This window comes from Salinimicrobium sediminilitoris (genome assembly GCF_020866905.1).
GTDB lineage: Bacteria > Bacteroidota > Bacteroidia > Flavobacteriales > Flavobacteriaceae > Salinimicrobium > Salinimicrobium sediminilitoris.
This window is the reverse complement of sequence record NZ_JAIVCC010000002.1, coordinates 183,396-207,126: the sequence shown is the minus strand read 5'-3', so window position 1 is coordinate 207,126 and position 23,731 is coordinate 183,396. Positions and strand designations below refer to the sequence as shown.

Annotated in this window: 18 protein-coding genes; 10 read left to right on the top strand and 8 right to left on the bottom strand. The window is 37.8% G+C overall.

From position 1 onward, the window contains the following. Nucleotides 1-116: 116 nt before the first annotated feature. From LA313_RS02710 to LA313_RS02700, 3 genes are all read left to right on the top strand, one after another. Entirely contained in the window at nucleotides 117-1,439 is a 1,323-nt protein-coding gene (locus LA313_RS02710) for a hypothetical protein (protein WP_228913075.1), read from the top strand. 1,020 nt (nucleotides 1,440-2,459) lie between these two features. Next, nucleotides 2,460-3,509 (top strand): M12 family metallopeptidase, encoded by a 1,050-nt coding sequence (locus LA313_RS02705; protein WP_228913074.1) that lies wholly within the window; start codon nucleotides 2,460-2,462, stop codon nucleotides 3,507-3,509. 520 nt (nucleotides 3,510-4,029) lie between these two features. Beyond that, a complete protein-coding gene (locus tag LA313_RS02700) occupies nucleotides 4,030-5,847 on the top strand; it encodes a hypothetical protein (RefSeq protein WP_228913073.1) in 1,818 nt (605 codons plus the stop codon). 278 nt (nucleotides 5,848-6,125) lie between these two features. On the opposite strand, the gene LA313_RS02695 is transcribed toward LA313_RS02700, so the two are convergent. After that, nucleotides 6,126-6,710, bottom strand: coding sequence for an acyl carrier protein phosphodiesterase (locus LA313_RS02695; protein ID WP_228913072.1), 585 nt, complete (start codon nucleotides 6,708-6,710; stop codon nucleotides 6,126-6,128). Between the two features lie 161 nt (nucleotides 6,711-6,871). Between LA313_RS02695 and glmM the strand changes: the two genes are divergently transcribed. Next, a complete protein-coding gene (gene glmM, locus LA313_RS02690; protein ID WP_228913071.1) occupies nucleotides 6,872-8,260 on the top strand; it encodes a phosphoglucosamine mutase in 1,389 nt (462 codons plus the stop codon). Here glmM and LA313_RS02685 read toward each other — a convergent pair. After that, the gene (locus LA313_RS02685; protein ID WP_228913070.1) at nucleotides 8,250-9,158 is read right to left on the bottom strand and encodes a lysophospholipid acyltransferase family protein; all 909 of its coding nucleotides are present in this window, start codon (nucleotides 9,156-9,158) and stop codon (nucleotides 8,250-8,252) included. The two genes, glmM and LA313_RS02685, sit on opposite strands and share 11 nt — an antisense overlap. A 54-nt stretch (nucleotides 9,159-9,212) precedes the next feature. On the opposite strand from LA313_RS02685, the gene LA313_RS02680 reads away from it, so the two are divergent. Further along, nucleotides 9,213-9,863 (top strand): rhomboid family intramembrane serine protease, encoded by a 651-nt coding sequence (locus LA313_RS02680; protein ID WP_228913069.1) that lies wholly within the window; start codon nucleotides 9,213-9,215, stop codon nucleotides 9,861-9,863. A gap of 46 nt (nucleotides 9,864-9,909) precedes the next feature. Then, nucleotides 9,910-10,584, top strand: coding sequence for an SIMPL domain-containing protein (locus tag LA313_RS02675; protein WP_228913068.1), 675 nt, complete (start codon nucleotides 9,910-9,912; stop codon nucleotides 10,582-10,584). Between the two features lie 75 nt (nucleotides 10,585-10,659). Here LA313_RS02675 and LA313_RS02670 read toward each other — a convergent pair whose 3' ends face one another. Then, nucleotides 10,660-11,781: a TlpA disulfide reductase family protein gene (locus tag LA313_RS02670; RefSeq protein WP_228913067.1), complete on the bottom strand. Its 1,122-nt coding sequence runs from the start codon at nucleotides 11,779-11,781 to the stop codon at nucleotides 10,660-10,662. Between the two features lie 122 nt (nucleotides 11,782-11,903). Here LA313_RS02670 and LA313_RS02665 point away from each other — a divergent pair, with 122 nt between their 5' ends. After that, nucleotides 11,904-14,351 carry a GAF domain-containing protein gene (locus tag LA313_RS02665; RefSeq protein ID WP_228913066.1) on the top strand — a complete coding sequence of 816 codons (2,448 nt, stop codon included), beginning with the start codon at nucleotides 11,904-11,906 and terminating at the stop codon, nucleotides 14,349-14,351. On the opposite strand, the gene LA313_RS02660 is transcribed toward LA313_RS02665, so the two are convergent. Further along, nucleotides 14,271-15,461 carry a Pycsar system effector family protein gene (locus LA313_RS02660; RefSeq protein WP_228913065.1) on the bottom strand — a complete coding sequence of 397 codons (1,191 nt, stop codon included), beginning with the start codon at nucleotides 15,459-15,461 and terminating at the stop codon, nucleotides 14,271-14,273. The two genes, LA313_RS02665 and LA313_RS02660, sit on opposite strands and share 81 nt — an antisense overlap. Nucleotides 15,462-15,516: 55 nt before the next feature. Between LA313_RS02660 and LA313_RS02655 the strand changes: the two genes are divergently transcribed. After that, a complete protein-coding gene (locus LA313_RS02655) occupies nucleotides 15,517-19,239 on the top strand; it encodes a metallophosphoesterase (RefSeq protein ID WP_228913064.1) in 3,723 nt (1,240 codons plus the stop codon). 257 nt (nucleotides 19,240-19,496) lie between these two features. Here LA313_RS02655 and LA313_RS02650 read toward each other — a convergent pair whose 3' ends face one another. The 4 genes from LA313_RS02650 to LA313_RS02635 all read right to left on the bottom strand — a co-directional run bounded on the left by LA313_RS02650 (nucleotide 19,497) and on the right by LA313_RS02635 (nucleotide 21,510). Then, nucleotides 19,497-20,393 carry a mechanosensitive ion channel family protein gene (locus LA313_RS02650; RefSeq protein WP_228913063.1) on the bottom strand — a complete coding sequence of 299 codons (897 nt, stop codon included), beginning with the start codon at nucleotides 20,391-20,393 and terminating at the stop codon, nucleotides 19,497-19,499. Between the two features lie 5 nt (nucleotides 20,394-20,398). Further along, entirely contained in the window at nucleotides 20,399-20,890 is a 492-nt protein-coding gene (locus LA313_RS02645; RefSeq protein WP_228913062.1) for a Dps family protein, read from the bottom strand. A 65-nt stretch (nucleotides 20,891-20,955) separates the two neighbouring features. Continuing rightward, a complete protein-coding gene (locus LA313_RS02640) occupies nucleotides 20,956-21,279 on the bottom strand; it encodes a phosphoribosylpyrophosphate synthetase (RefSeq protein ID WP_228913061.1) in 324 nt (107 codons plus the stop codon). A gap of 87 nt (nucleotides 21,280-21,366) precedes the next feature. Then, nucleotides 21,367-21,510: a hypothetical protein gene (locus LA313_RS02635; protein ID WP_228913060.1), complete on the bottom strand. Its 144-nt coding sequence runs from the start codon at nucleotides 21,508-21,510 to the stop codon at nucleotides 21,367-21,369. Between the two features lie 112 nt (nucleotides 21,511-21,622). Here LA313_RS02635 and LA313_RS02630 point away from each other — a divergent pair, with 112 nt between their 5' ends. Together LA313_RS02630 and LA313_RS02625 are read left to right on the top strand one after the other, a co-directional pair. Beyond that, on the top strand, nucleotides 21,623-22,657 hold the full coding sequence (locus LA313_RS02630; RefSeq protein ID WP_228913059.1) for a LacI family DNA-binding transcriptional regulator: 1,035 nt from the start codon (nucleotides 21,623-21,625) through the stop codon (nucleotides 22,655-22,657). A gap of 65 nt (nucleotides 22,658-22,722) precedes the next feature. Further along, nucleotides 22,723-23,721, top strand: a complete 999-nt coding sequence (locus tag LA313_RS02625) for an SDR family oxidoreductase (protein ID WP_228913058.1) — start codon at nucleotides 22,723-22,725, stop codon at nucleotides 23,719-23,721. Nucleotides 23,722-23,731: the final 10 nt, after the last annotated feature.

Sequence of the window (23,731 nt, the reverse complement as noted above, 5' to 3'; positions counted from 1 at the left end):
CGGCTTTCAATATCAACGTGTAGTTGAAAATGCTATTTTTTAAGCCAAATTTCTTATCAACAAACTTATTTTTAAAACAATCTATTATGAAAAGAATTAGATACTTAATATTCTCAATGTTTGCTCTAACATTGATATTTACTTCTTGTAGTACAGAAGAAACAAAAGTTAATACTGATGATTCTGAAACAGTACAAGTAACATTTGGAGCTTTACTTAATTCGTTTAATGAACAGAATAAGCAAGCAGATGCTGAATGTAGAGATGGAGTAGAACCAGCCTATGTTATGTTAGGTGGATCTACAAACATGAATGCAGAAATGGGTACTTATGACCTTTACAAGGTAGGACTTATCAATAACAACGGATCATGGGAAACTGCATATTCTGAAGATCTGGCCCTTCCTGCCGGTACTTATTATCTGCTGCATTTTGCAGTATATGATGCAAACGACCAGGTGCTTTGGGTTGCTCCACGCGAAGGGGGAGCCTTTGAAACAGAAGTAGACGATGCACTTCCACTTAGAGTTGATCTTGTGGCCGGAACCAAGCCGTACATTGATGTTGATGTTCTATGTTATTATGCCAGGGAAGAAGCAGCTTATGGATATCCTTTCTTTGACTTTGATGTTATTGAAGTGGAAAACAGCTACTGTATATTCGTTAATTACTGTGATGACGGTACCGGGCGTGAATATCCGGCATACTTCCAAGTTGAAGTTTGGTCGGATGAGTATGATGGTACACCTGTAGTGTTATCCAATAATACAAACACTATTACTCAAGCAACCACAGGTTGGCCCGCAGCTTCTGTACTTTGTATTGCACTACCAGATTTAGGTGACGATACTTTTTACGCGAGAGTAACGGTGCTTAACCATCCCGATCTTGACTATACTGCTGATCCTTCCGACGTTCATCAATTTACATTTACTCAAGCCGATATTGACGGTCAGGAGCTATTTATCCCTGCCTATAACCACATTAGAATTAATTGTGGCGGAGGTCCAGGTGATGTTTGTGATACAAATGTTAGATGCGAACTTAATCTAGAAAATCCTTTAAGTGAAAATTGTAAGTTTACTTACCTTGAAGATTCTGAAGAAGGTTGGGTAAGAATTGACAGCGCGACAGATATCGATCTTTTAGCTTTAATAGGAATGGATGAAGTTGAATTAGGTGCTGTAGATGCGTCGTTGATCAATAATGACGAGATCAGGTTGATTTTAGACACTCCTTACGGAGATAGCGATAGAATGTCGGCTTACGCAGTAGAGGTAAGGCCAAATTCAGGAGGCGCAATGAATACAACCTGTTGGGAAACTCAATGTGCTAACGTTGTGAATGAGTATGGCGAAATTTCCATGACTTTTGACGGCTTCAATTATTCATATCCATTTTATATAAAAGTCGAAACGATTAATTGTTACGATCTGTAGATCTATTCTATAGAAAACAGGGAAAGGGCAACTGGAAAGTTGCCCTTTTTTTATACCCGAAAATTAAATACTCCGAAGCCTGCCGCTTTAAAAACACTATAGAATAAAAAAAATAGATTAAAAGCTTCATAAGACCGGGAAATATTTTTAATAAGTAGCACCAAATTGCATCTTCGCTAAAAAATATAATTGTTAGAGCTGAAGCATGAGAAGACGCGCTTTTAAGTTCATGTTATTTGAAAAGATATATCTAAAGATTATTGTCCGTTTAATAATTACAATGGCAAATAAAACTTGTTTAGAAATAGAGGAGCCCTAAAAAATCATTTTCAGGGTTATGGATCCGGTAAATGGCTTTATTTTCCTCTGCAGAACTTCGGTTTTGACAATCCTGCACAATTAGCAAATCCAATTATTAACAAGAGTATTTTTTACTCTTATGCATAGATTTAAATAAACCTAGTCCGGGAGTATTTTTAAGTTTGGATTTTTATATCTACCAATTCAAGAATTGCAATTGACGAAAAGTCTAGGAATTTGTTACGGGCAACGGCTTTACCAAAAATCAATAGTTGATAATCTCACTTATTTTGTCAAGGCTTTAAAAATTAATTTTCTGAAAATAATTATCTCGTAAGAATTTTCCTATATAATTAAAATTCAGAGTGTTAAAGTTTATTAAAGTTATCTTAAAAGAATTAAAATTTTTATTTTTACCTAAGTTAGATCTGATCAGGTTCTAAAGTTTTAAAAACAAATATTAACACTAAAACTTTTTGTAAAATGTAAAAAAACTCTATGCTCTCATTTCGAATTTTCCTTAAATAGTTAAATTACTATTTAACCTTTTTTTGGCATAGTTATTACAAGGTGTAAAAGCATCATATCGATATTAAGATTTTATTTTGTTTTTAAAAGCATTGTATTTAACTAAAACCTTACGCTATCAAAACACTAAAAAAAATGAGTAACACTAGAATTCCCAAAGTTCAATTGTTACACAAAACAGAAAACCTACTTATGAAAAATTTTAAATTCGCATATATACTTCCTGCAATTGCTTTATTTGCATCTTGTGCAAAGGATAACCCTAACGACCTGGATGAACTAAATGGAACTGATTCTTCCATTAAAGCCTCCAATGAGGAAATGGTAGAAGTTGCCAGTCCAGAGCCGGGCCCGGTAACAGAAGTATTTTACGCCGGTCAGAAAATACCTGTTGAAGAAGTTGGTGGAAATTATGTTTATCAGGGGGATATTATCCTCTCTCCTGACATGGTCACCCATGAAGAAGTAAAACTCGTCTATGAGAAAGATGAAGTACCTTCTGGTAATAAGAGTGTTGGAAGAACTTCAGGAAGATGGCCAGATAACACGGTCTACTATGCTATTGAAAGTGGACTTGATAATAAATCCAGAGTCTATGAGGCTATTAAGCACTGGGAGGCAAACACTAACCTTAAATTTGTGGAAAGAACTTCTCAATCCAGCTATATCTATTTTGTAACTGGCTCAGGTTGTTCTTCATATGTAGGAAGGGTAGGAGGAAGGCAGAATATTACCTTATCGTCCTCTTGTTCTACAGGAAATACTATTCATGAAATAGGCCATGCCGTTGGTCTATGGCATGAACAAAGTCGTGTGGATAGAGATCAGTACATTACTATTCACTACGATAACATCCAGAGTGGAAGAGAATTTAACTTTCACACTTATTCCGCACAAGGTATGGATGGAGACGAGTTTACCAGTACACTTGACTTTGGATCCATCATGATGTATGGAGCCTATTCTTTCTCAAGTAACGGTAAGCCTACTATCACTACAAAAAATGGGGGTACTTATTCTGTTCAAAGATCCAGGTTATCAACTGGAGACAAAACAGGGATTAATAATATGTATCCATACCAGGGAGGAGAGACAACGACCACTCCTGAAACTTATGTCAATGGAGAGTACTATACTATTGAAGGATTAACAGTGCTAAGGTTTTACAATGGATGGTATTATCTAGGGCCATATGGTATGAGAGCAGTAGAGCTTAGAAACGGAATTTGGTATTACAAGTAGACAAAACAACCAGATATAAAAAAACCCGGCTAATTAGCCGGGTTTTTTTATATCTGGTTGTTAATATGACCAACTTCCTGCTGGTTTTGTTCCTCCTCAAATGTTTTTTTTCTATTAATAAGTGGGAATTAATTCCACATTTTTTCGGGTGAGGTTGTAGAAATTTTCTACTTTACTTAAAGGCTCTCCTGAAATCGAAAGGACTGGATTTTATTTTATATAATTTTTAGCTGGAATTTTCGATAAGTAGGGAATTCCCTTATTGTGTTGGTTATCAATTTCATATATATTTACTGAGTTAGTTGCGACAAATATCGTGTAACTAATACTCCCTTGTTACTCCCCCCCGGCAAAGAAAAAGTTGATTTATTCCATTCTGTGATCATGGGTTGTCTAGTATCCTGTAGAGTTGAATTAAAATTATTCTTTTTCAGACGAAAATGTGCTGGATGTAATGCTTCGTCAGTTCCCCTTTTATTAAAACCGGAAACATGTATTTATTAACCAAAACCATTAAATTATGAAAAATTTTAAAACTTCCATGGCCTGGTTGGCCATGTTTGCAATGATTTTCACCTCATGTAGTAAAGAGGAAGCAGGAGTGATCTCTGATGATCCTGAAACCGTACAATTAACTTTTGGTGCACTGTTGAACTCCTTTAATCAACAAAATAAGCAGGCAGTTTACGAATGTGATGCGGAGGCAGTACCCGCTTATGTGATGTTGGGATGGTCTACCGAAGAAGATGCCGAAATGGACGATTTTGATCTTATTCAGGTAGATCTTGTTAATAATAATGGATCCTGGGAAACAGTTTATTCTGAAGATCTAGCCGCTCCTGCGGGCACCTATTATTTGCAACATTTTGCAGTTTATGATGCAAGCGATCAGGTACTTTGGGTGGCTCCACGCGAGGGAGGATCTTTTGCTACTGAGGTAGATGATGCTCTTCCTTTGACTATTGAATTGGTAGCTGGGACAAAACCATATATTGATGTTGATGTTCTATGTTACATAGCCAGAGAAGAAACTGCTTATGGATATCCTTTCTTCGACTTTGACGTTGTAGAAGTAGAAAATAGCTATTGTGTCTTTGTTAACTATTGTGACGATGAAACAGGACGTGATTATCCAGCTTATTTCAATATTGATGTATACACTGATGCCGCTATGACAGATGAAGTTGGTATTTCTAATGATACGAATGTGATTACAATGGCAGGAGATTGGCCTTCAGCATCTGTGTTATGTTTTGCATTGCCAGATCTTGGAGATGAAACTTACTACGCCAGAGTAACTGTGTTGAATCATGATGATCTCGACTACACTGCAAATGAAGGAGATTATTACGATTTTGAAATTACTCAGGCCAGTATAGATGCACTGGAAGTACAAATACCAGCTTACCATCATATAATTTTTGAATGTGGTGACACTACAGAATGTAATCCTAATGATCCTGATGCAGATTGTGATAATGATAATGTACCCAACTCTGTAGACGAATGTCCCGGAACTCCTCCTGGTGTTCAGGTAAACGAGCTAGGTTGTGAGGATATACAAGTTCCTGGAAGAGATATCGTGGTATTCAACGATATTAATCTTTTTAAAAATAATTTTATGACAGATCCCGACAATGTGAGACTGGTCCAGAATCTCGTGACTTATACTACAGAGGGATCGAGGAATGATGGCGACGTTGTAATAATGGACTTTGGACGGGGTGCAGAATGTGCTACCGAAAATGGAAATGGCGAATGTGTTGAAGGCAATTGGGATACCATGAGAAATACGATCCAGAACGAAGGTTTTTCTATCACTGATATTTATTCTACTTCTGGTTCTATAACCTCTATCCCAAGTGATGTTAAAATTATTTTTCTTGTTATGCCAACTGTGGACTATACAGTTGAAGAAATTAATACCCTTAAAGCATTTGCTGCTCAGGGAGGTAGAATTGTTTTTGTTGGTGAGTGGGATGGTTACTATTCTTATATTACTGTACAAAATCAATTTCTCCTAAACATGGGAGCTGTTCTACACAATACAGGTGGAGCTGTAGATTGCGGCGCTGTTGAACTTCCAGAATCGTCTAATCGTTCCCATCCCATAATGGAAGGGGTTGGAAGTGTATTAATTGGTTGTGCTTCGGTTATTGAACCGGGTCCTAACGATTTTGCTTTATTCTATGATTCATCCAATACCCAAGTATTGGCAGGAGTAGCAAAAATAGATGTTACCCCGCTTGGAGGAATGGCGAGTCCAACAGGGGTCTCTAAAAAGACTCTTAATAATAGAACAAATGATCTTAATTCAAAATCCTCCTCAGGATATTAGATCAATAAAATATTTTCTAAAACCCGGCTTTTTGCCGGGTTTTTTGATTTAAATTTTGCAGAATGTTAATTTTATGGTTTTATAATCGTTTGGACGTTAGCTGGTTCCACTTTGATACTGTGTAAATTTTCCACATCTTACTCCTCAAATATGAGGTATTTCTACACAATGATTTTTATTGATAAGATTCGCGTCTTTCTACTGTAAATTATTCTGGTTGAAATTAAAGCTTACCATAGATTTAAAATACCGCATGTAAAAATGACTATTTTGAAAATCTACAGGGAAGAAATTTTTTTGCAAGAATACTCCTGCAGTTGAGGAAAAAATTCCTGGAATTCTTCAGAGAAGTCATCGTAATGCTCTTGAAGATCATTGACTGCACGATCCATTTGAACAATATTTTTCGTCCTGATGTTCATTTGATATAAGATCCTGGCAATTCCTTCAATACTCGCATAGCTCAATAACCAGTTTTCAGAAATCATGTAAGGAAGGAATCTTTGAATAGGAGCAGGTAAAAGATCAAATTTCCTTTTTAGCAATTTATAAAAAGTAGCAACAAAATTTTCCAGCGGAATTTCGGAGTATTCCTCCCAGCGGGAAGCAAGAAAGTGGTCGTAATAAATATCCACAATTACTCCACTGTAGTGACTGTAATTCTTGTGTAATTTTGCAGAACTTTTCTTTACAAGAGGATGAGAATCGGTGTAGGAATCAATAGCCCGGTGCAGGAGAATGCCTTTTTGAACTTCAGGAGGATAGGCGAGGTACTTTTTTCCTTTAATGGAATCCGCGATAAAATTCCCCAGGATTACATCTTCATTGTTTCCGGAGAGATATATATGAGCTAGAAAATTCATACAGGCTAAGGTAATTAATCTCTCTGTTTAATTTTTGTTAAGGTTTGTGACGGCTTCAGAAGGACTGTATCTTTGTGCTGCCTTGATTTTTTTGCTGAATTCCTTCCGCAGAAAAATAAGTTTAGAAAATGGCATTTTTGACAAACCTTTAAAATAAGTCTATGACTCTTATTAAATCTATTTCCGGAATTCGCGGAACCATTGGAGGAAAACCTTCAGAAAATCTTACACCTATCGATGCAGTGAAGTTTGCTGCCGCTTATGGAAGCTGGCTCAAGAACAGCCGTAAAGGGAAAAAAACGACGGTAGTAGTAGGTCGGGATGCAAGGATTTCGGGACATATGATCCAACAACTGGTAATGAATACACTTACAGGCCTGGGGATTGATGTTATTGATCTTGATCTTTCGACAACGCCTACGGTTGAGGTTGCAGTTCCAATGGAAAAAGCAGATGGGGGAATTATACTTACCGCAAGCCACAATCCAAAGCAATGGAATGCTTTAAAGCTGCTCAATGAAAAAGGCGAGTTTTTAAGTGGAGATGAAGGAGCTGAAATTCTGGAAATAGCAGAAAATGCCGATTTTTCTTTCGCAGAAGTGGATGACCTGGGAAAAGTAAAGCGAGTGGAACATTATATCGATACTCATATTGAAGAAGTGGTAATGCTTCCCTTGGTTGATGCTAAAAAAATTGCTGAAGCAGGATTTACTGTTGCAGTAGATGGGGTTAATTCCACAGGTGGAATCGCTATTCCGAAATTATTGAAGAGGCTGGGAGTGAAGGTGATTGAACTTTATTGTGAACCAACCGGGGAATTCCCTCACAATCCCGAACCTTTGAAAGAACATCTATCTGACATATGTAATGTTGTGAAAAAGCAACAGGCAGATTTGGGAGTTGTAGTAGATCCAGATGTTGACAGGCTTGCTTTTATAACTGAAGAAGGGGAAATGTTTGGGGAGGAATACACTTTGGTGGCTTGCGCAGATTATGTTTTAAGTAAAACCCCAGGAAATACCGTTAGTAATCTTTCTTCTTCACGTGCTCTTAAGGATATCACCATAAAACATGGAGGTAGTTATGAAGCCAGTGCTGTAGGTGAGGTAAATGTTGTGGAATTAATGAAGAAGAACGATGCCGTCATTGGTGGTGAAGGTAACGGAGGTATTATCTATCCAGAGCTTCATTATGGTCGGGACAGCCTCGTAGGAGTAGCTCTGTTTTTGACCTTTTTGGCAGAAAAGAAGATGAAGGTATCTGAACTGCGAAAGACCTACCCTTCATATTTTATGAGCAAGAATAAAATAGAACTTACTCCGCAGCTTGATGTAGATAAAATTTTACAGCAGGTGGAACAGAAATATTCAGGGGAGCAGGTAAGTACGGTAGACGGTGTGAAAATAGATTTTCCGGAACATTGGGTACATCTTAGGAAATCCAATACAGAACCTATTATAAGAATTTATACCGAGGCAAAGAGCCAGGAGAGGGCAGATGAAGTAGCTCAAAAGATGATCGGTGAAATAAAAGAGATTGCTAATCTTTAATGATTACAGCATCCCGGGATTTTGGAGCATTCCTATGTTTCCATCTTTTGTGAGTCCATAAGTAGTAACGGGGCTCCTGTTTGATTTGACTTTCCAGTTTATCAAAATAATTCCGGGTGATGAAAAACTGCCGTTCCTTAGCCGGTTCATATGAAATGGTTTTAAAAGAGGCTTCATAATAGCCTCTTTTAACTTTTTCTACATGTAGGTAAACTACTACCATATCCAGGGAATGGGATAAATGTTCCAACCCCAAAAATACAGGTACATCTACTCCCATAAAGTTTGTCCAGGCTCGGGCCCGGGAGATTTTTGGGGATTGATCTGCGATCATTGCATAAACTCCGCGAATTCCCTTTTTTTCATTTTCAGTAATTACCCTTGTCGCCTTGGTTGTGGAAATAAGAACACCTTCATAGCGACCTCTAATGTCTTTGGCAAGTTGATCGAAATAACGGTTTTTCACCTTTTTATAAACCCCGAAACCTTTATAGTCCAGCCCGTAAAGCTGCAGGGCATTCATCCATTCATAGCTGGCGTAATGTCCGCAGGCTAAAAGGATACTTTTATTCATGTCCCTAATCTTCTGAATTTCTTCAATGTTGGTAAATTTAAATCGCTTTTTTAGCTCTTCATTGGAGATAGAGAGACTTTTTATCATTTCAAGAAACATATCCACCATATGCCGGTAAAAGTCTTTCCTAATCTTTTTAAGTTCAGTGCCCGATTTTTCGGGAAATGCTAGTTTCAGGTTTTCTAGTACCGTCTTCCTTCTGTATCCAACCAGGTAAAAAACAACAAGAAAAACAAGATCCGAAAAGAGGTAGAAGAGCCTGAAGGGAAGAATTGAAATAAGCCACAAAAACGGGTAAACCAGCCAGAAAACTAAACGCTGCATGAAAAAGTCATTTAGGCAAATATATGGTATATTTGGCACTAAATTTTAGCATTAATGGGAGATTTCGACCTGGTTACCATTCTAGTCATAGCAGCCAATATTATTTTTTCGTTCAAAGGTTTTAAGGATCATTCGTTTTTCGAAAAATACAAATTCAACTCTGCAGCGGTAAAAAGGGGTGAGAAGATAAGGATCCTGACTTCAGGATTTTTACATGTAGATACTGCGCACCTTTTTCTTAACATGCTCACCTTGTTCTTCTTTGCCGATATAGTAATTGCCTCGCTTGGCAGTATTAGTTTTTTGCTAATCTATTTTGCCAGTTTGCTTATTGGTAATTTACTTTCCTATTACTTTCATAAAGATGAATTACAATATAATGCTGTAGGAGCCAGCGGCGCCGTCTCAGGGATTATTTATGCCGGTATATTGCTTTACCCGGAAATGAGCCTTTATATGTTTTTTATCCCCATTCCTATCCCGGGATACGTTTTTGGTATTGGCTACATGCTGTACTCTATTTACGGAATGAAAAACAGGATAGGAAATATTGGCCACGATGCACACTTCGGAGGTGCTGTAGGCGGTTATATTCTAACCCTAATTCTTGTGCCGCAATTGTTTACAACAAGTTTGTTGATGGTTATTTTACTTGCAATTCCCATTGTTTTACTTTTTTTCCTACAAAAAACCGGGAAAATCTGACATTGGCACTGAAATTGAAATTTCAGAATTAATTAATTCAATAATTATGAAAAAATATCTTCTCTTAATTGCCATTTTAGGATACTCATTAGGTTTTGCTCAGGAAAAACCTATTCCTTCAATTTCTGTACTTGGAACCGGAACTGTAAACATAGTTCCCGACAAAGTTCTTATCAATTCCAGAATTGAACATACTGGAAAAACAGCTGCAGATGTTAAGCGGAAAAATGATAAAGTGGTAGATCAGGTCATTAAATTTTTAAAATCCCAGGGAGTGGTCTCAAAAAATATTCAAACCGAATATATAAGGCTCAATAAAGAAGTTAATTATAATACAAAGGATACAATGTATTCTGCCAATCAGGCGATTTCTATTGAATTATTGGATCTGAAGGATTATGAAAAGATCATGTCTGGTTTACTTGATTCAGGATTGAACAGGATTGATGGTATTGAATTCAGGACCTCTAAAAAAGATGCTCTCCAATCTGAAGCCCGGAAAAAGGCAGTTTTGAATGCAAAAATGAAGGCTGAAGAATATGCAACTGCCTTAGGGCAGAGTGCGGGCAAGGCAATTCATATTTCGGAGGTGCAAACAGATCATTATCAGCCTGTTTACAGGGTGATGGAAATGAAAGCTGACAGTGCGGAGCAACAAAGTATCGCACCGGGAGAAATGGAAATTACAGTAAAGGTCAATGTTGAATTTCTACTTAACTAAAATATAGTATTGTAATAAAAAAAGGGTGCCCATGGGCACCCTTTCCAATTTTAAATGTAATTAGCTTCAGAAAGCCTAGTTATTTAAAACCTCACCAACTTTTTCTCCAAGGGCTTCTCCTCTTAGATCTTTTGCAATGATGTTTCCATTTTCATCTAAAAGAAAGGCTGCCGGGATAGCCCGAATTCCGTATTCCACTGCTACAGGATCCTGCCAGAACATTAGATTGGAGACATGGTTCCATTCTCCAAGATTATCATCTTCAATAGCCTGGATCCATTTTTCTTTTTGCCCGGGACGGTCCAGGGAAACCTGGATGATATTGAAGCCTTGATCGTGATATTTCTTATATACTTCCACAATATTTGGATTTTCTACACGACATGGTTTACACCAGGAAGCCCAGAAATCCACAAGGGTAACCTTTCCAAGAGCATCGCTTAAAGCAAGCTCATCTCCCTGTGGGGTAGGAGCACTAAAATCAGGAGCTTTGCTGCCCACAGCGGTTTTACTCATTTTATCGAGGCGTGTTTTTACTGTTTTTGCCAAAGGAACCTCTTTAACTTCGGGACTTAATTGATTATAAAACCCCATTAATTCTGAAGAAGAGAAAGCTGAAATATTCAACATGTCCTGCAGGATCATTACAGAAACAATAGAATTAGGATTTGATTCGATCAATTCAACTTTCGCCTGTTTATCTTCCTCAAATAACTGTTGCTGAAAAGTCTGTAAGTTTTGCAGGGTAACAGAATCCCTGTTCATCATTGCTTCTCTAAGGGCTGTTCTGTTATCTCCCATTTTCCTGCTTACCTCTCTCACATTCTTAAGGTAGGAGGTTAGTACTTCATTATCTTCTCCTCCAGAAACTTCTGAAGAATAAATACTGTCAGGATACACTTTGAAATCTATAGGTGTATTATCAGCAATATAGACCACGTTTCCACGGGTTCCTTCAATGGTTAGGAAGCTAATCGTAGGTTTTTCTATTTCAGGAAGATCTAATTCGAATTTGCCATCCTGGACTTCTATAGTATCCAGATGCACAACCTGGGTGTTACTGTCATTTAATTCTGAAACAATAACCTTTTGCCCGTCGGGAGCATTCTGTACTGTTCCACTTACACGGTAGCCCTCATTTTCACTTTCACAAGCGGCAAGGAGAACAACCAGTCCAACTAATAAAATTTTACGCATAATTTGTTACATTTTGCACAAAAATAAGGAAGTTAGTGGAGAGAGAATGGTGGAATAGATAAATTAATGTTAATATGAACAAGCGCTACGGCAGCGGGTTCAAAATCCAGTAATTTTAACATATGAAGAATCAAAAGGAATTTCCCCTGGAAATAAAGATCAGTTTTCACAAGATCATTGAGCAGTATCGAAGGCAACTGGAGAATGAATCAAGCAAGATATCCAAAGAGTATCTGGGAAAGATACTAGATTATATTTCCGGTTTTCCTGTTCTGGAAGATGGAATTGAGAACTCCGAATATCTGAATAAATTAAAAGATCCTATTAGGATCCTCATGAAAGATCTGTTTCCGGAAATCCTTTCGGGCACCCAGATCAAAGCGATTTCTGTTCCTTTTCACAACATCATATTTAATTCTACTCTTAAGTTTAGAGAGATACTGGCGGGTGCGGGAAAAGATTTTAGCTTAAATATGAGAGATCTTAGTGAAGACCTTGAATATATATACGCCTGTATTCTAATCCTCAATAAGTATTATGGTTATGACATGGATTTTTCGAGACCGTTATACTATGATATACCCGATGAAAACGGCATTTTGAGGCACTATAGAATTGAACTTGATTCCCATTTTATGGAGCTGGAACCGGGCGAAAATGCTTGTGAAATAACTAAAGACGATGTTGACGAATTGATTCAGAATATTGAGAATGTGGAATTCTGGAAACAAAAATTCCCACCTAAAAGCTGGATTTTTAAGGGTTTCACCATAATTACTCTTACAGATGTGACTGTTGATGATGCGATCTCCGATTTAAAAACAACTTTATTGCAAAGAAATACTTCAGGAAATGAAGAGATGGAGAAGTTTGAGGAGATTTTCAAATCAATATACAAGATTCCAAATCTTCGGGTGGGATTTACCATGTATAACGAACAAGAATCTACTTTTGAGAGAATGATGGGTAATCGTTCTCCAAGTTTTTTACTTCGGGACAAGAAAGCGGTGGACTGCAGGAAAGCTCTTGAGGAGGAAGCTTATCAAAAACTTGTGAGGGAACATAATTACTTCAGCATTCCAAATGTCACAAAATTTTCTGCAAACTCTTCAGAAAATCTTTTGGCAAAATCCCTTAATGACGCAGGTGTGAAAAGTGCCATTCTGGCTCCTATTGCTAAAAATAATATTTTGCTGGGCATGCTTGAGTTGGTCTCTTTTGAAAAAAATGTGCTCAACAGCATAAATGCCACAAAACTTGAAGATATCTTACCTTATATAGTAACGGCTGTAGAACGCAGTAAGGCAGAGTTCGAAAATCGCGTCAAGGCTGTAATACAGAGTGAATGTACTTCCATTCATCCCAGTGTTTTATGGATTTTTGAAAAGGAGGCAAGAAAATTCATCAAAGATCTTGATGAAGATGGGCTTGCATCTTTTAAGGATATCACGTTTGAAGATATTTATCCTTTATATGGAGAGATTGATATTGTCGCATCTTCGGAAGCGCGTAATGAAGCCATTCAAAAAGACTTGCTTGATCAACTGGAATTCATTACAAGTATAGTTTGCCAGGCTGAAGAAATCGAAAAACTGGATATTTATGAGCAGGTGAAGTTCCGTATAAAAGAATTTCAGGATGATCTCGCCGACAGTTTGAGCACCTCAAGTGAACAAAAGGTTTTCAATTTGCTCCAACGGGAAATAGATCCTGTTATGGCACATATAGAAAAACAGACACCGCTTTTAAAGGAAAAAGTAGGTGATTACCGAAAAAACGTGAATTCTGAAACAGGGATAATCTACAATCATCGAAAAAATTATGATGAAGCCGTACAGCAAATTAATCGCACGATGGCCCGTTACATTGATCGTAGACAAATTGATGCCCAGGAGATATATCCACATTATTTTGAACGATATAAGACCGATGGGGTAGAGCATAATATTTATATAGGGGCAGCTCTAACAAATAAAAAAGCCAAACCTTTTGACGAGGTGTATCTATTTAACCTGCGTTTGTGGCAATTGAGCACCATGTGCGAAATGGAAAACCGCTTCTACCAAATACAGGAAAATATGCCTTTGAAACTGGAAGCTGCTTCCCTGATTCTCGTATATAATACAACGCTTTCTATTCGGTATAGGATGGATGAAAAACAATTTGATGTAGATGGAACCTACAATGCAAGGTATGAGATCATCAAGAAAAGAATTGATAAGGCAAATGTAAAGGGGGCCGAAGAAAGGGTGACTCAAAAAGGTAAAATTGCCATTGTGTATTCTAATAGAAAAGATGAAAGGGAGTATTTGCGCTACATCAAATATTTGCAGTCCAAACAGTATCTAGGAGATAAGGTAGAAAAATTAGAGCTTGAAGATGTACAGGGAGTAATTGGTCTAAAAGCCATAAGAGTAGAAGTTTTATACCACTTAAAAAATGAACAACACGAAGAGCAGATCTTCACGTATGAAGACCTGGAAAAGGTGTTAGGCAAGATAGTAGGCGGCAATAAAACTGAGAACCGAGAGGATGATTCCTACCATAAAGATAGTATAAGTAATCCTTAAAAGATAATATTTTCGGTTTAGTACCACTCCCAGCATGTAGAGGTCCTTCATTAGAGATTCATAAACGTCGGTTTGGTTTTCAAGTATTTCGTGCATGGCCCACTCAAACTGTTCATAAGGCATACGATGAAAATTTCCGAAGAACAGCACATTGACATCTCCATTCTTTATTTGCTCCCGGGTGAATTCTCCCGAGGTTACATTTGGACGGGTTGACATTATTGCTCCTATTATCGAGGCGACGCTAAAGATCATTAAGATAAAAACCGGGAGCATCATAACCGTACTTGAGTTGGCAGGGGAAGTGAGATCGGGAATGAAATTAGCAATGGCCAGGGAAATGATGATGGCATTGACCGATAGGAGTATGTTGGCTTTGGCATCTGCAATATCACTTAATTTAAGATGATTTCGCATCGTGACTCTAAACAGGGTCTGTATCCCACGGTCTGGGCTCTTATCTTTATATTTTACCTTAAGCCGGGCTTTGGCTTCTTCTTTAGCTAATTTCTTTTTAGCTTTTCTTTCTTTATTGAGTAGGTCGTATAGATTTTTATCTTTTTGTTCCTTCCAGTTCTCCCTCGCGTACTGCGTGTAATATTGATGCCGCTCGGTAAATAGTTCAATATTTTGTTCAATCCATTCCTGGTGTGAATAATTTTTGATCTTCTGAAGTTTTAACTCCTGCCGAAGAAATTCGCTTGTTTCTTCGAAGTAATCTTTTGCGAGGTGAGACGTGTCAGCATCTTTAATGATTTTCTCATCAAGCTCTTTTGGCTCCGCCTGCATCCTGGAAGCCATAATTATCCTGGTAACATCTTCAATAAGCGCCTTGTCTGCATTCTGCTTTTCCAGCCACTCTCTGGCTATTTCTGCACTTTTTTCTTCGTGACCTGCATATTCTTCGATATAACCTGTGTCATGTAACCAGGCAGCCAGGAGTAGCGGCTCCTCGTGTTTAACATGAATTTCAGATTTTTCGATTAATTCTTTAGTACTTTTAACGACCCTCTGAGTGTGCTTAAAATTGTGATAAATGAATGTATTGGGTAATTTTTTTCTGAATAAATCCTGTACAAATATTTCAGCTTTATCGGTAAGAGTTGTCATTCAGTTGTGGTTAGATTTGCACCAAATTACAAAAAAATCCCCCCAATAGTTTTGTATGAGAAAAAATAACAAATTTCTAACACTGGTATTGTTTATTGCTATTACCGCCTGTTCTCCGCACTTAAATCAGCTTTATTACGCCGAAGATGAACCTATAGAAGATTTTGGATATCCTGAGGATAAAGTAGTTGAGAAATCATTTTATCTTTTGGGAGACGGAGGTTATTCCCCTCCTGGAGGTTCTTCTGAAGCATTACTCGCTTTTAAAACCTATATCGACTCAGTTAAGCAGGTTGGAAATTATACCATTTTTATTGGAGATAATGTTTACCCTGCAGGTCTTGTTGCAAAAGATCACCCCGATAGGGAGCTTATGGAGTACCGTCTGGATGCTCAAATAGATGCTGTAGAAAATTATGACGGCAACCTCTTTTTTGTTCCGGGAAATCATGATTGGTATAACCAGGGATTGACCGGCCTTAAAAGACAGGCGGACTACTTAAGAGAAAAACTGAATAGAGAGGATGTCTTTTATCCTGAACCTGGCTGCGGATTAGCTTCTTTTGAAGTAAGCGAGAATATTCAGGTCGTGGTGGCTGATTCTCAATGGTTTTTGGAAGATTGGGATGAGCACCCAAAAATAAACGATGACTGTGCTGAAATTAAAACCCGGGAAGCCTTTTTCCAGGAAATTGACAGTGAATTAAAGAAGAACCAGACAAAAACTGTTGTATTTGTTATTCATCATCCCCTCTATACTAACGGGCTTCATGGAGGAAACTTCAGTTTAACAGATCACCTTTTTCCTACCCAACGTAAACTCCCATTACCGATACTTGGAACTCTGGCGAATTTTATAAGAACTACAGGAGGAGTCACCAGTACAGACCTCCAAAATGAAAGGTACAAAGGAATGAGAAAACGAATTGAAACTATTGCTTCCCGGTGGGGGAATGTAGTTTTTGTTTCGGGGCACGATCATTCTATACAGTACATTGAACACGACAAAATAAAACAAGTAGTGTCAGGATCGACTTCCAAGGCATCTTATGTAGGATTAGGGAACGATGGATTGTTTGCTTATTCGGGTCAGGGATTTGCCGCTCTGGATATTTTTGAAGATGGGTCCTCCTGGGTTAGTTTCTATGGGAGCGTAGATAAGCGACCTAAACTTTTATATCAAAAAGAAGTTATCGCCGCACCGGAACCTTTTAATATTGATACTTTGTCTACTTCTTTTCCCCGCAGTGTAGTGGAGTCGGTTTATGAACCCAGGGATACTAATGTATCTCAGGCCTATGAAAGTATATGGGGAGACAGGTACAGGGATTTGTACGGGACAGGAGTGGAGGTTCCCGTTGCCGTTCTGGATACCTTGTACGGCGGACTTACTGTAGAAAGAGCAGGCGGTGGTCATCAAACGCGATCTCTAAGATTAAAGGATAAGCAGGGAAGAGATTATAACATGCGGGCACTTGAAAAAAGTGCCGTGCAATTCCTTCAAACGGTTGCCTATAAAGACACTCCTGTAGAGACTAAATTCGAAAATACCCTTGCCGAAGATGTAATTAAAGATTTTTACACCTCTGCGCATCCTTATGCTTTCCTTGCTATACCAACATTATCACAGGCAGCAGGGATTAATCATACGAATCCGCAGTTGTTCTATGTTCCCAAACAGAAAGCTCTTGGAGATTTTAACAGTGAGTATGGGGATGAGTTGTATATGATCGTGGAGCGACCCGAAGGAGCCTGGACAGGTTATGAATCCTTTGGTAGGCCAAATCACGATATTGAAAGTACGGCGGGAGTTTTTGAACGTCTGCGAAGGGACGAGAAATACACTCTTGACGAATCTACCTATATAAGAGCAAGAATATTTGATATGCTTGTGGGGGATTGGGATCGGCATGAAGATCAATGGAGATGGGCTGAAATTGAAGATGAGGAAGGAAATCACCTTTTTAAACCCATACCCAGAGACAGGGATCAGGTTTTTTCTAATTTTGATGGTGCCTTTTTGAATACCTTAAGAGGATTAACAGGATTTGCCAATCAATTTGCTGTTTATGATGAAAACATTGTTGATATCGAATGGTTTAATTCGGCCGCTGTTGGTCTGGATAGAAGCTTAATTCAAAATTCCAGTAAAGACGAATGGCTAAGGCAGGCGGAGTTTCTTCAGGAGCATGTTACAGATGAAGTAATTGAAGAGGCCTTTGAAAAGCTTCCGAAGGAAACCAGGGGCGAATCTACACAACGCATCATAAAAAATCTCAAAGCAAGAAGAGATAATTTGGTGGATATTACCAGGAGATACTACAATTATTTTGCTGAATTTGCCATAATTTCTGCCACAGATAAAGATGATCACATTGAGGTTGAACGTCTTCCTGAAGGCAAAACCCGTGTATCAATTTACAGGATCAAAGAAGGGGAGAAGGCAGATGTTGTGAGCAACAGGGTATATGATTCTCAAGTGACCGAAGAATTGTGGATCTATGGCCTTGATGACGACGATATTTTCGAGGTTTATGGAGAAGCTTCCTCTTCAATTCTTGTGAGGATTATTGGAGGACAAAATAATGATATTTACAGGATCAAAAATGGCAAAAATGTGAAGGTTTATGATTACGAATCTTTGCCTAATACTGTGGAGATCAACAATGGAGCAGATATTACTTTTACAGATAATTATGAGGTAAATGTCTTTGATAAGGATCGGAAAATATTTTCTACAAGTGCCATACTTCCGGTAGTTGGATATAATCCCGATGATGGATTTCAGGTTGGCTTAAGCACTTCCTTTACTAAGTATGGTTTCCGTAGAAATCCATTTACAGCCCAACATAGATTTAAAGCGGGTTATTATTTTGCCACTCAAAGTTTTGATTTGCGTTACCAGGGTGAATTTGCCAATGTTTTTGGAAACTATAATTTTCTTGTTGGAGGACATTTTACGAACCCCAGTTATACCCGTAATTTCTTCGGATTGGGAAATGAAACTGAAAACTTTGAAGAAGAACTTGGAAAGGACTACAATCGGGTACGTATTAGTAGAATTGGTGGAGAAGCGGGAGTGGTGAAAGATTCACCCTTTGGGCGTTATTATAAATTAGCAGCAACTTTTGAAGGGGTGCAGATAGAAGAGACAGTGGATCGTTTTCTCTCTTCGGAATATATGAAGGAAACCAATTTTTTTGAACGGCAATATTTTGCAGGTATTGAAGGTGTTTTTCGCTATGAAAGTTACGATGATGTGCTTAATCCTTCAAATGGAATGAAATTCGAATTCATTGGTGGTGGAAAAATGAATACCGGAGAGACAGAGAATATTTACGCTTTTATAACACCGTACCTTGGGTTTTATAAAGCCATAAGTCAAAATAATAAGTGGGTTATAAATACCCGCGTAAATGCAGAAGTTCTTTTTGGTGATGATTTTGAATTCTACCAGGCTGCTACTATAGGTGGGGCCGAGAATTTAAGAGGATTTAGAGAAGAACGTTTTACAGGAGAAAGCGCTTTTGTTTGGGGTAATGATCTAAGATATAGTTTTGACGAGTTTAAAACTTCTTTTATTCCTCTTCAAATAGGGGTATTTGCCGGATATGATCTAGGCCGGGTGTGGTTGGACGGAGAGAATAGTGATCTTTGGCATGACAGCTACGGCGGCGGATTTTGGATAACCGGAGCAGATGCACTTTCTGCTAAAGTGAATTTATTTTCGGGAGGGGAAAAACTACGTTTCAGTTTTAGCGTGGGTATGAACTTCTAGTTTTCACCGGGAGAGAATAAGAGGATGATTTTTAACCATCTTTATATTGATATAGGAGGTTAAAATCATCCTTTTAATTACCCTTTTTGAAACCTAGAAATTTCTAATATTTTATTTTCAGAAGATGTTAGGCTTATCAGTTAAACCAGATAGAGCAAATTTTCTTTCCGATTTTTCAGAGCCATTAAAAAAGCCTTTTAAAGCGGACTTTTTCTAATAAAGAATAATCCGCTTTTTTCTTTTATGGGAGTTTCGGTTTAAGATTCTCCTTCAGAAGAAGGTTTTTGAATATTTAACCTGTTATTGAATTCCAAGGTTCGTATTGGGAATGGAATATTGATGTCGTGTTGATCGTATACCTTCTTTATAGCGATAATAGCAGCGCTTCTTGCTAAAAGTATATCTCGATTTGAAGTTACATTACTCCAGAATCTAACAACAAAATTAATGGAACTGTCACCAAATTCATTATACATAAATTCTACTTCCTCGCCCTTTTTTTGAGGGTAAAGTTCAGAAAGGGTATTAATGGTAATAGTCTTTACGAGTTCAAGGTCGGAGTTGTAAGCCACACCGCAATTCACCATTATACGGGATCTTGAAGTGCGGGAAAAGTTTTTAAATGGCGCATCGATAACCTGTGAGTTAGGAATAACTACATAATTATTATCTGCTTCCCTTATTACAATGCTCCTAAGGTTTATTTCCACAACTCTCCCGGCGTAACCATTATTCTCAATCCAGTCTCCAATTTGAAGTTCAGGAAGGAAACTTAATAGGATACCTGAAAAGGTATTGTTTAAAGTTCCCTGCAGGGCGAGACCTACGGCCAAACCGACTACCCCGGCACCTGCCAGAACAGAAGTAAGAATTGTATTCAAATTTAGCAGCCCCAGTGCAACAAAAAAACCAATTGCAATAACCACCACCTTCATGATCTTGATGGTTATTTCGCGAATTGAGGCTTGTCTTACCTTGAACCGCAGGAGCCTGTCCAGCAATTTTCCAAGATACTTTGCTGCAAAAACAAAAAGGATAAATACTAAAACCGCTAAAATGAAATTAGGCAAACCCAGGATTATTGAATCCAGCCATTCGCCTAATTTCTCCCAGATCCCTTCTACGGAATCCTGAATATCAAATCTTTTCGCCATTTATACTATACCGGCTTATGTTGTTCGGAAGTTTTCATTTTCCATGCATCCAACATCCAGCTGGTTTTTTCCAGTTCTCTAATATAAGCTCCAATGAGATCAATAGTACCTTCATCTCCTCCTTTATCAGCCACTTCCACTACCTTACGCATTTGTTTTAAAAGGGTGCCATGATCATCCAAAAGGTTTTTGATCATTTGAGAGTCAGAGAGATCAGATTTTGATTCCTTCAGGTTAGATTTTTCCAGGTACTCACTTAAATTACTGGTAGGTTGATATCTTAGCGTAAGTATACGCTCAGCGATCTCATCAACCTTTATTTTTGCGTCATCATAAAGCTCTTCAAATTTTTCGTGAAGGTCAAAGAAATTCTTCCCTATGACGTTCCAGTGATAATTACGGAGTTTCTGGTAATATAAATGATAATCGGCTAACAGAACATTAAGTTCCTGAACTGTATTTGACGTCTTTTTAGCGTCTAGACCTAAATAACTCATAGTTTTTGTTTATAGTTTTTGTGATTAGTATTCAAATATACAATTAGTATAGGGTAAATCCAAGTTTATTCTGAAGTTGGGCGATTGCTCTTAAGATCCAGTTTTTTCAATAGTTCTTCTGAAATTTGACCTGAAGTGTAGTTAAAGCCATCTACGAGAACACCTTTTCTTCCCGAAGATGTGGTAATTGCATAAATAGTAGCTTCATCTCCCGGGTTAGAAGCCCCTTCGAATCTATACACTTCATCTACCACAAATTTTTGGTTGAAAAATTTCTCCCTTTCTTCACTGGATTTTATTTTCTCATCAAGAAGGTTAAAATCTTCTTCGTATCCTTCTTCAGTCCTCAACATATTTAGGGTTTGAGACAGAGTTCCTTTTTGTTTCATTATTGCCTTTTTTGGTTCAGGATTAAATTACGTTCAAGGTTTCATCTTTGCAAATGGAAGGGCTGGTTTAGTAATTATTTAACGCAGCTACTTCTCGCCGTCTTTTTTGCCAAAATTGAAAAAGCCAAAGGGTAGGATTAAAAGGAAGAAAAAGTACCAACCGGTAAGGAGACCAAAGATTGTAATAAGGGCAGCAATTATGTAAAACCAGTAGCTGGTAAAAAATTTCATTTCTAACTCATTTTAAATTAATATATAAATTTCGGCTGAAGTTTCAGGCTAAAAATACCTCAATTAACGCGGCTTTATTACATTTGTGATTAATCCCTATATTCTTTTCAAAATGAAAACCAGAATTACCCTGAAGGAACTGGCTAAATTGCTGAATGTATCTGTGTCTACAGTTTCAAAAGCATTAAATGACAGCCCTGAAATTAGTCCTAAAACAATTGAAAGGGTAAAAGAGCTGGCAGCTCTGCACAAGTACCGCCCTAATCCTACCGCCGTTAATTTGAAAAGCAGTAAAAGTGGAACTATAGGAGTTATTATACCTAATATTGCGAATTCATTTTTTGCGAAAGTTCTCTCCGGGATGGAGGCCAGTGCACAACGTGAAGGATTGCAGGTGATAACCTATATTTCTAATGAATCTCATGAAAGGGAAAAACAAATAGCCGAAATGCTTACTGCTGGCTTCGTGGATGGAGTCCTTATAGCAATTGCTGAAGAAACCCAGAGAAAGAAAGATTTTGATCACATTATGAATATTATACAATATGATATTCCGGTAGTGCTTTATGATCGTATTGATTTTGACATGCCGGTGGATAAAGTAGGAATTGATGACAGAAAGATCTTTTATGATGCAACCCGGGATCTTCAAAGTAAAGGCGTGAAAAAGATCGGTTTGGCTACTTCCATTCACCATATGGGAGTGGGTAAGGCACGAATTGAAGGTTACCGGAAGGCTTTGGGTGAAGACTATACCTTTTTTATCGCTAATTCGGCCAAAATGGAAAGTCTTAAGGAAAAGATCTTAATTATGATATTAGAGGATAAGGTCGAAGCTGTCTTGTGCAGTGATTTTGATAGTACAATGCTTACCTACAGGCTCGCTTATGAAAATAAATTAATCATTCCTGAAGATCTGAAGATCATTGGGTTCATACGGGGAGGATTAGCTAAATATCTTACTCCGTCGGTTAGTTATGTTGATCAGTCTCCCGATAAAATAGGGGCAAAGGCAATGGAAGTCCTTATTGGAAGGATCAATAGAAAAAAAACGGGTCCAAAAGAAAAAATTTTAATCGATACTGAAGTAGTGCACTATGAATCTACCCAGTTTCCGGAAAAAGAAGCTTCTTTAAGAGGAATTTAATAAAAACCTTACAGCAAAGTTTTACCTTTGACGGCAAATTAAATAATTAACCCAAATTTTATTAAATGAACAGCAAACAATTTGAATTGCTCAGTTCTTCAAAAGTATTGGTCACCGGGGGTGCCGGATTCATAGGTTCCAATCTCTGCGAGAGCCTTTTGAAATTAGATGCCAGGGTAGTTTGTCTTGATAACTTTGCTACCGGAAAAAAAGAAAATCTTTCTGCAATTATTGATCATAAGAATTTCAATTTAATTGAAGGTGATATTAGAAATATTGAAGACTGCAAAAAAGCAGTCTCAGGAGTAGATTATGTGTTACATGAAGCTGCGCTGGGTTCAGTACCTCGCTCCATAAATGATCCGATCACCAGTAATAATGTCAATGTTTCCGGATTTGTAAATATGCTGGTTGCAGCAAAGGATGAAGGGGTGAAAAGGTTTGTTTATGCTGCAAGCTCTTCAACGTATGGAGATTCTGAAGCTCTCCCAAAAGTGGAGGACAAAATTGGAAAACCTCTTTCTCCCTACGCTATTACAAAATATGTGAATGAATTGTATGCAGATATTTTTCATTCTACTTATGGTCTGGGCACCGTGGGTTTACGTTATTTCAATGTCTTTGGAAGAAAACAGGATCCTCACGGGGCATATGCCGCTGTTATTCCAAAATTCGTCATACAGTTCATGAAGCATGAAAGTCCCGTAATTAACGGTGATGGCACCTACTCCAGGGATTTCACTTATATAGATAATGTCATCCAGATGAACCTGCTTGCTTTGACTACAGACAATAAAGAAGCACTAAACCAGGTTTATAATACAGCAGTAGGGGACAGGACGAACCTTAAGGAGCTCACCGAGCTTTTGAAAAAATATCTTACCCAATACGACCCTGAAATAGCAAATGTGGAAGTAAAACATGGACCCAATCGGGCAGGGGATATACCGCATTCCCTGGCTTCAGTAGATAAAGCAAAAGAATTATTAAATTATGATCCCAAGTATAGAATTGAAGATGGTCTGAAAGAGGCTGTTGACTGGTACTGGGAAAATTTAAGATGAAAAGTTGCTA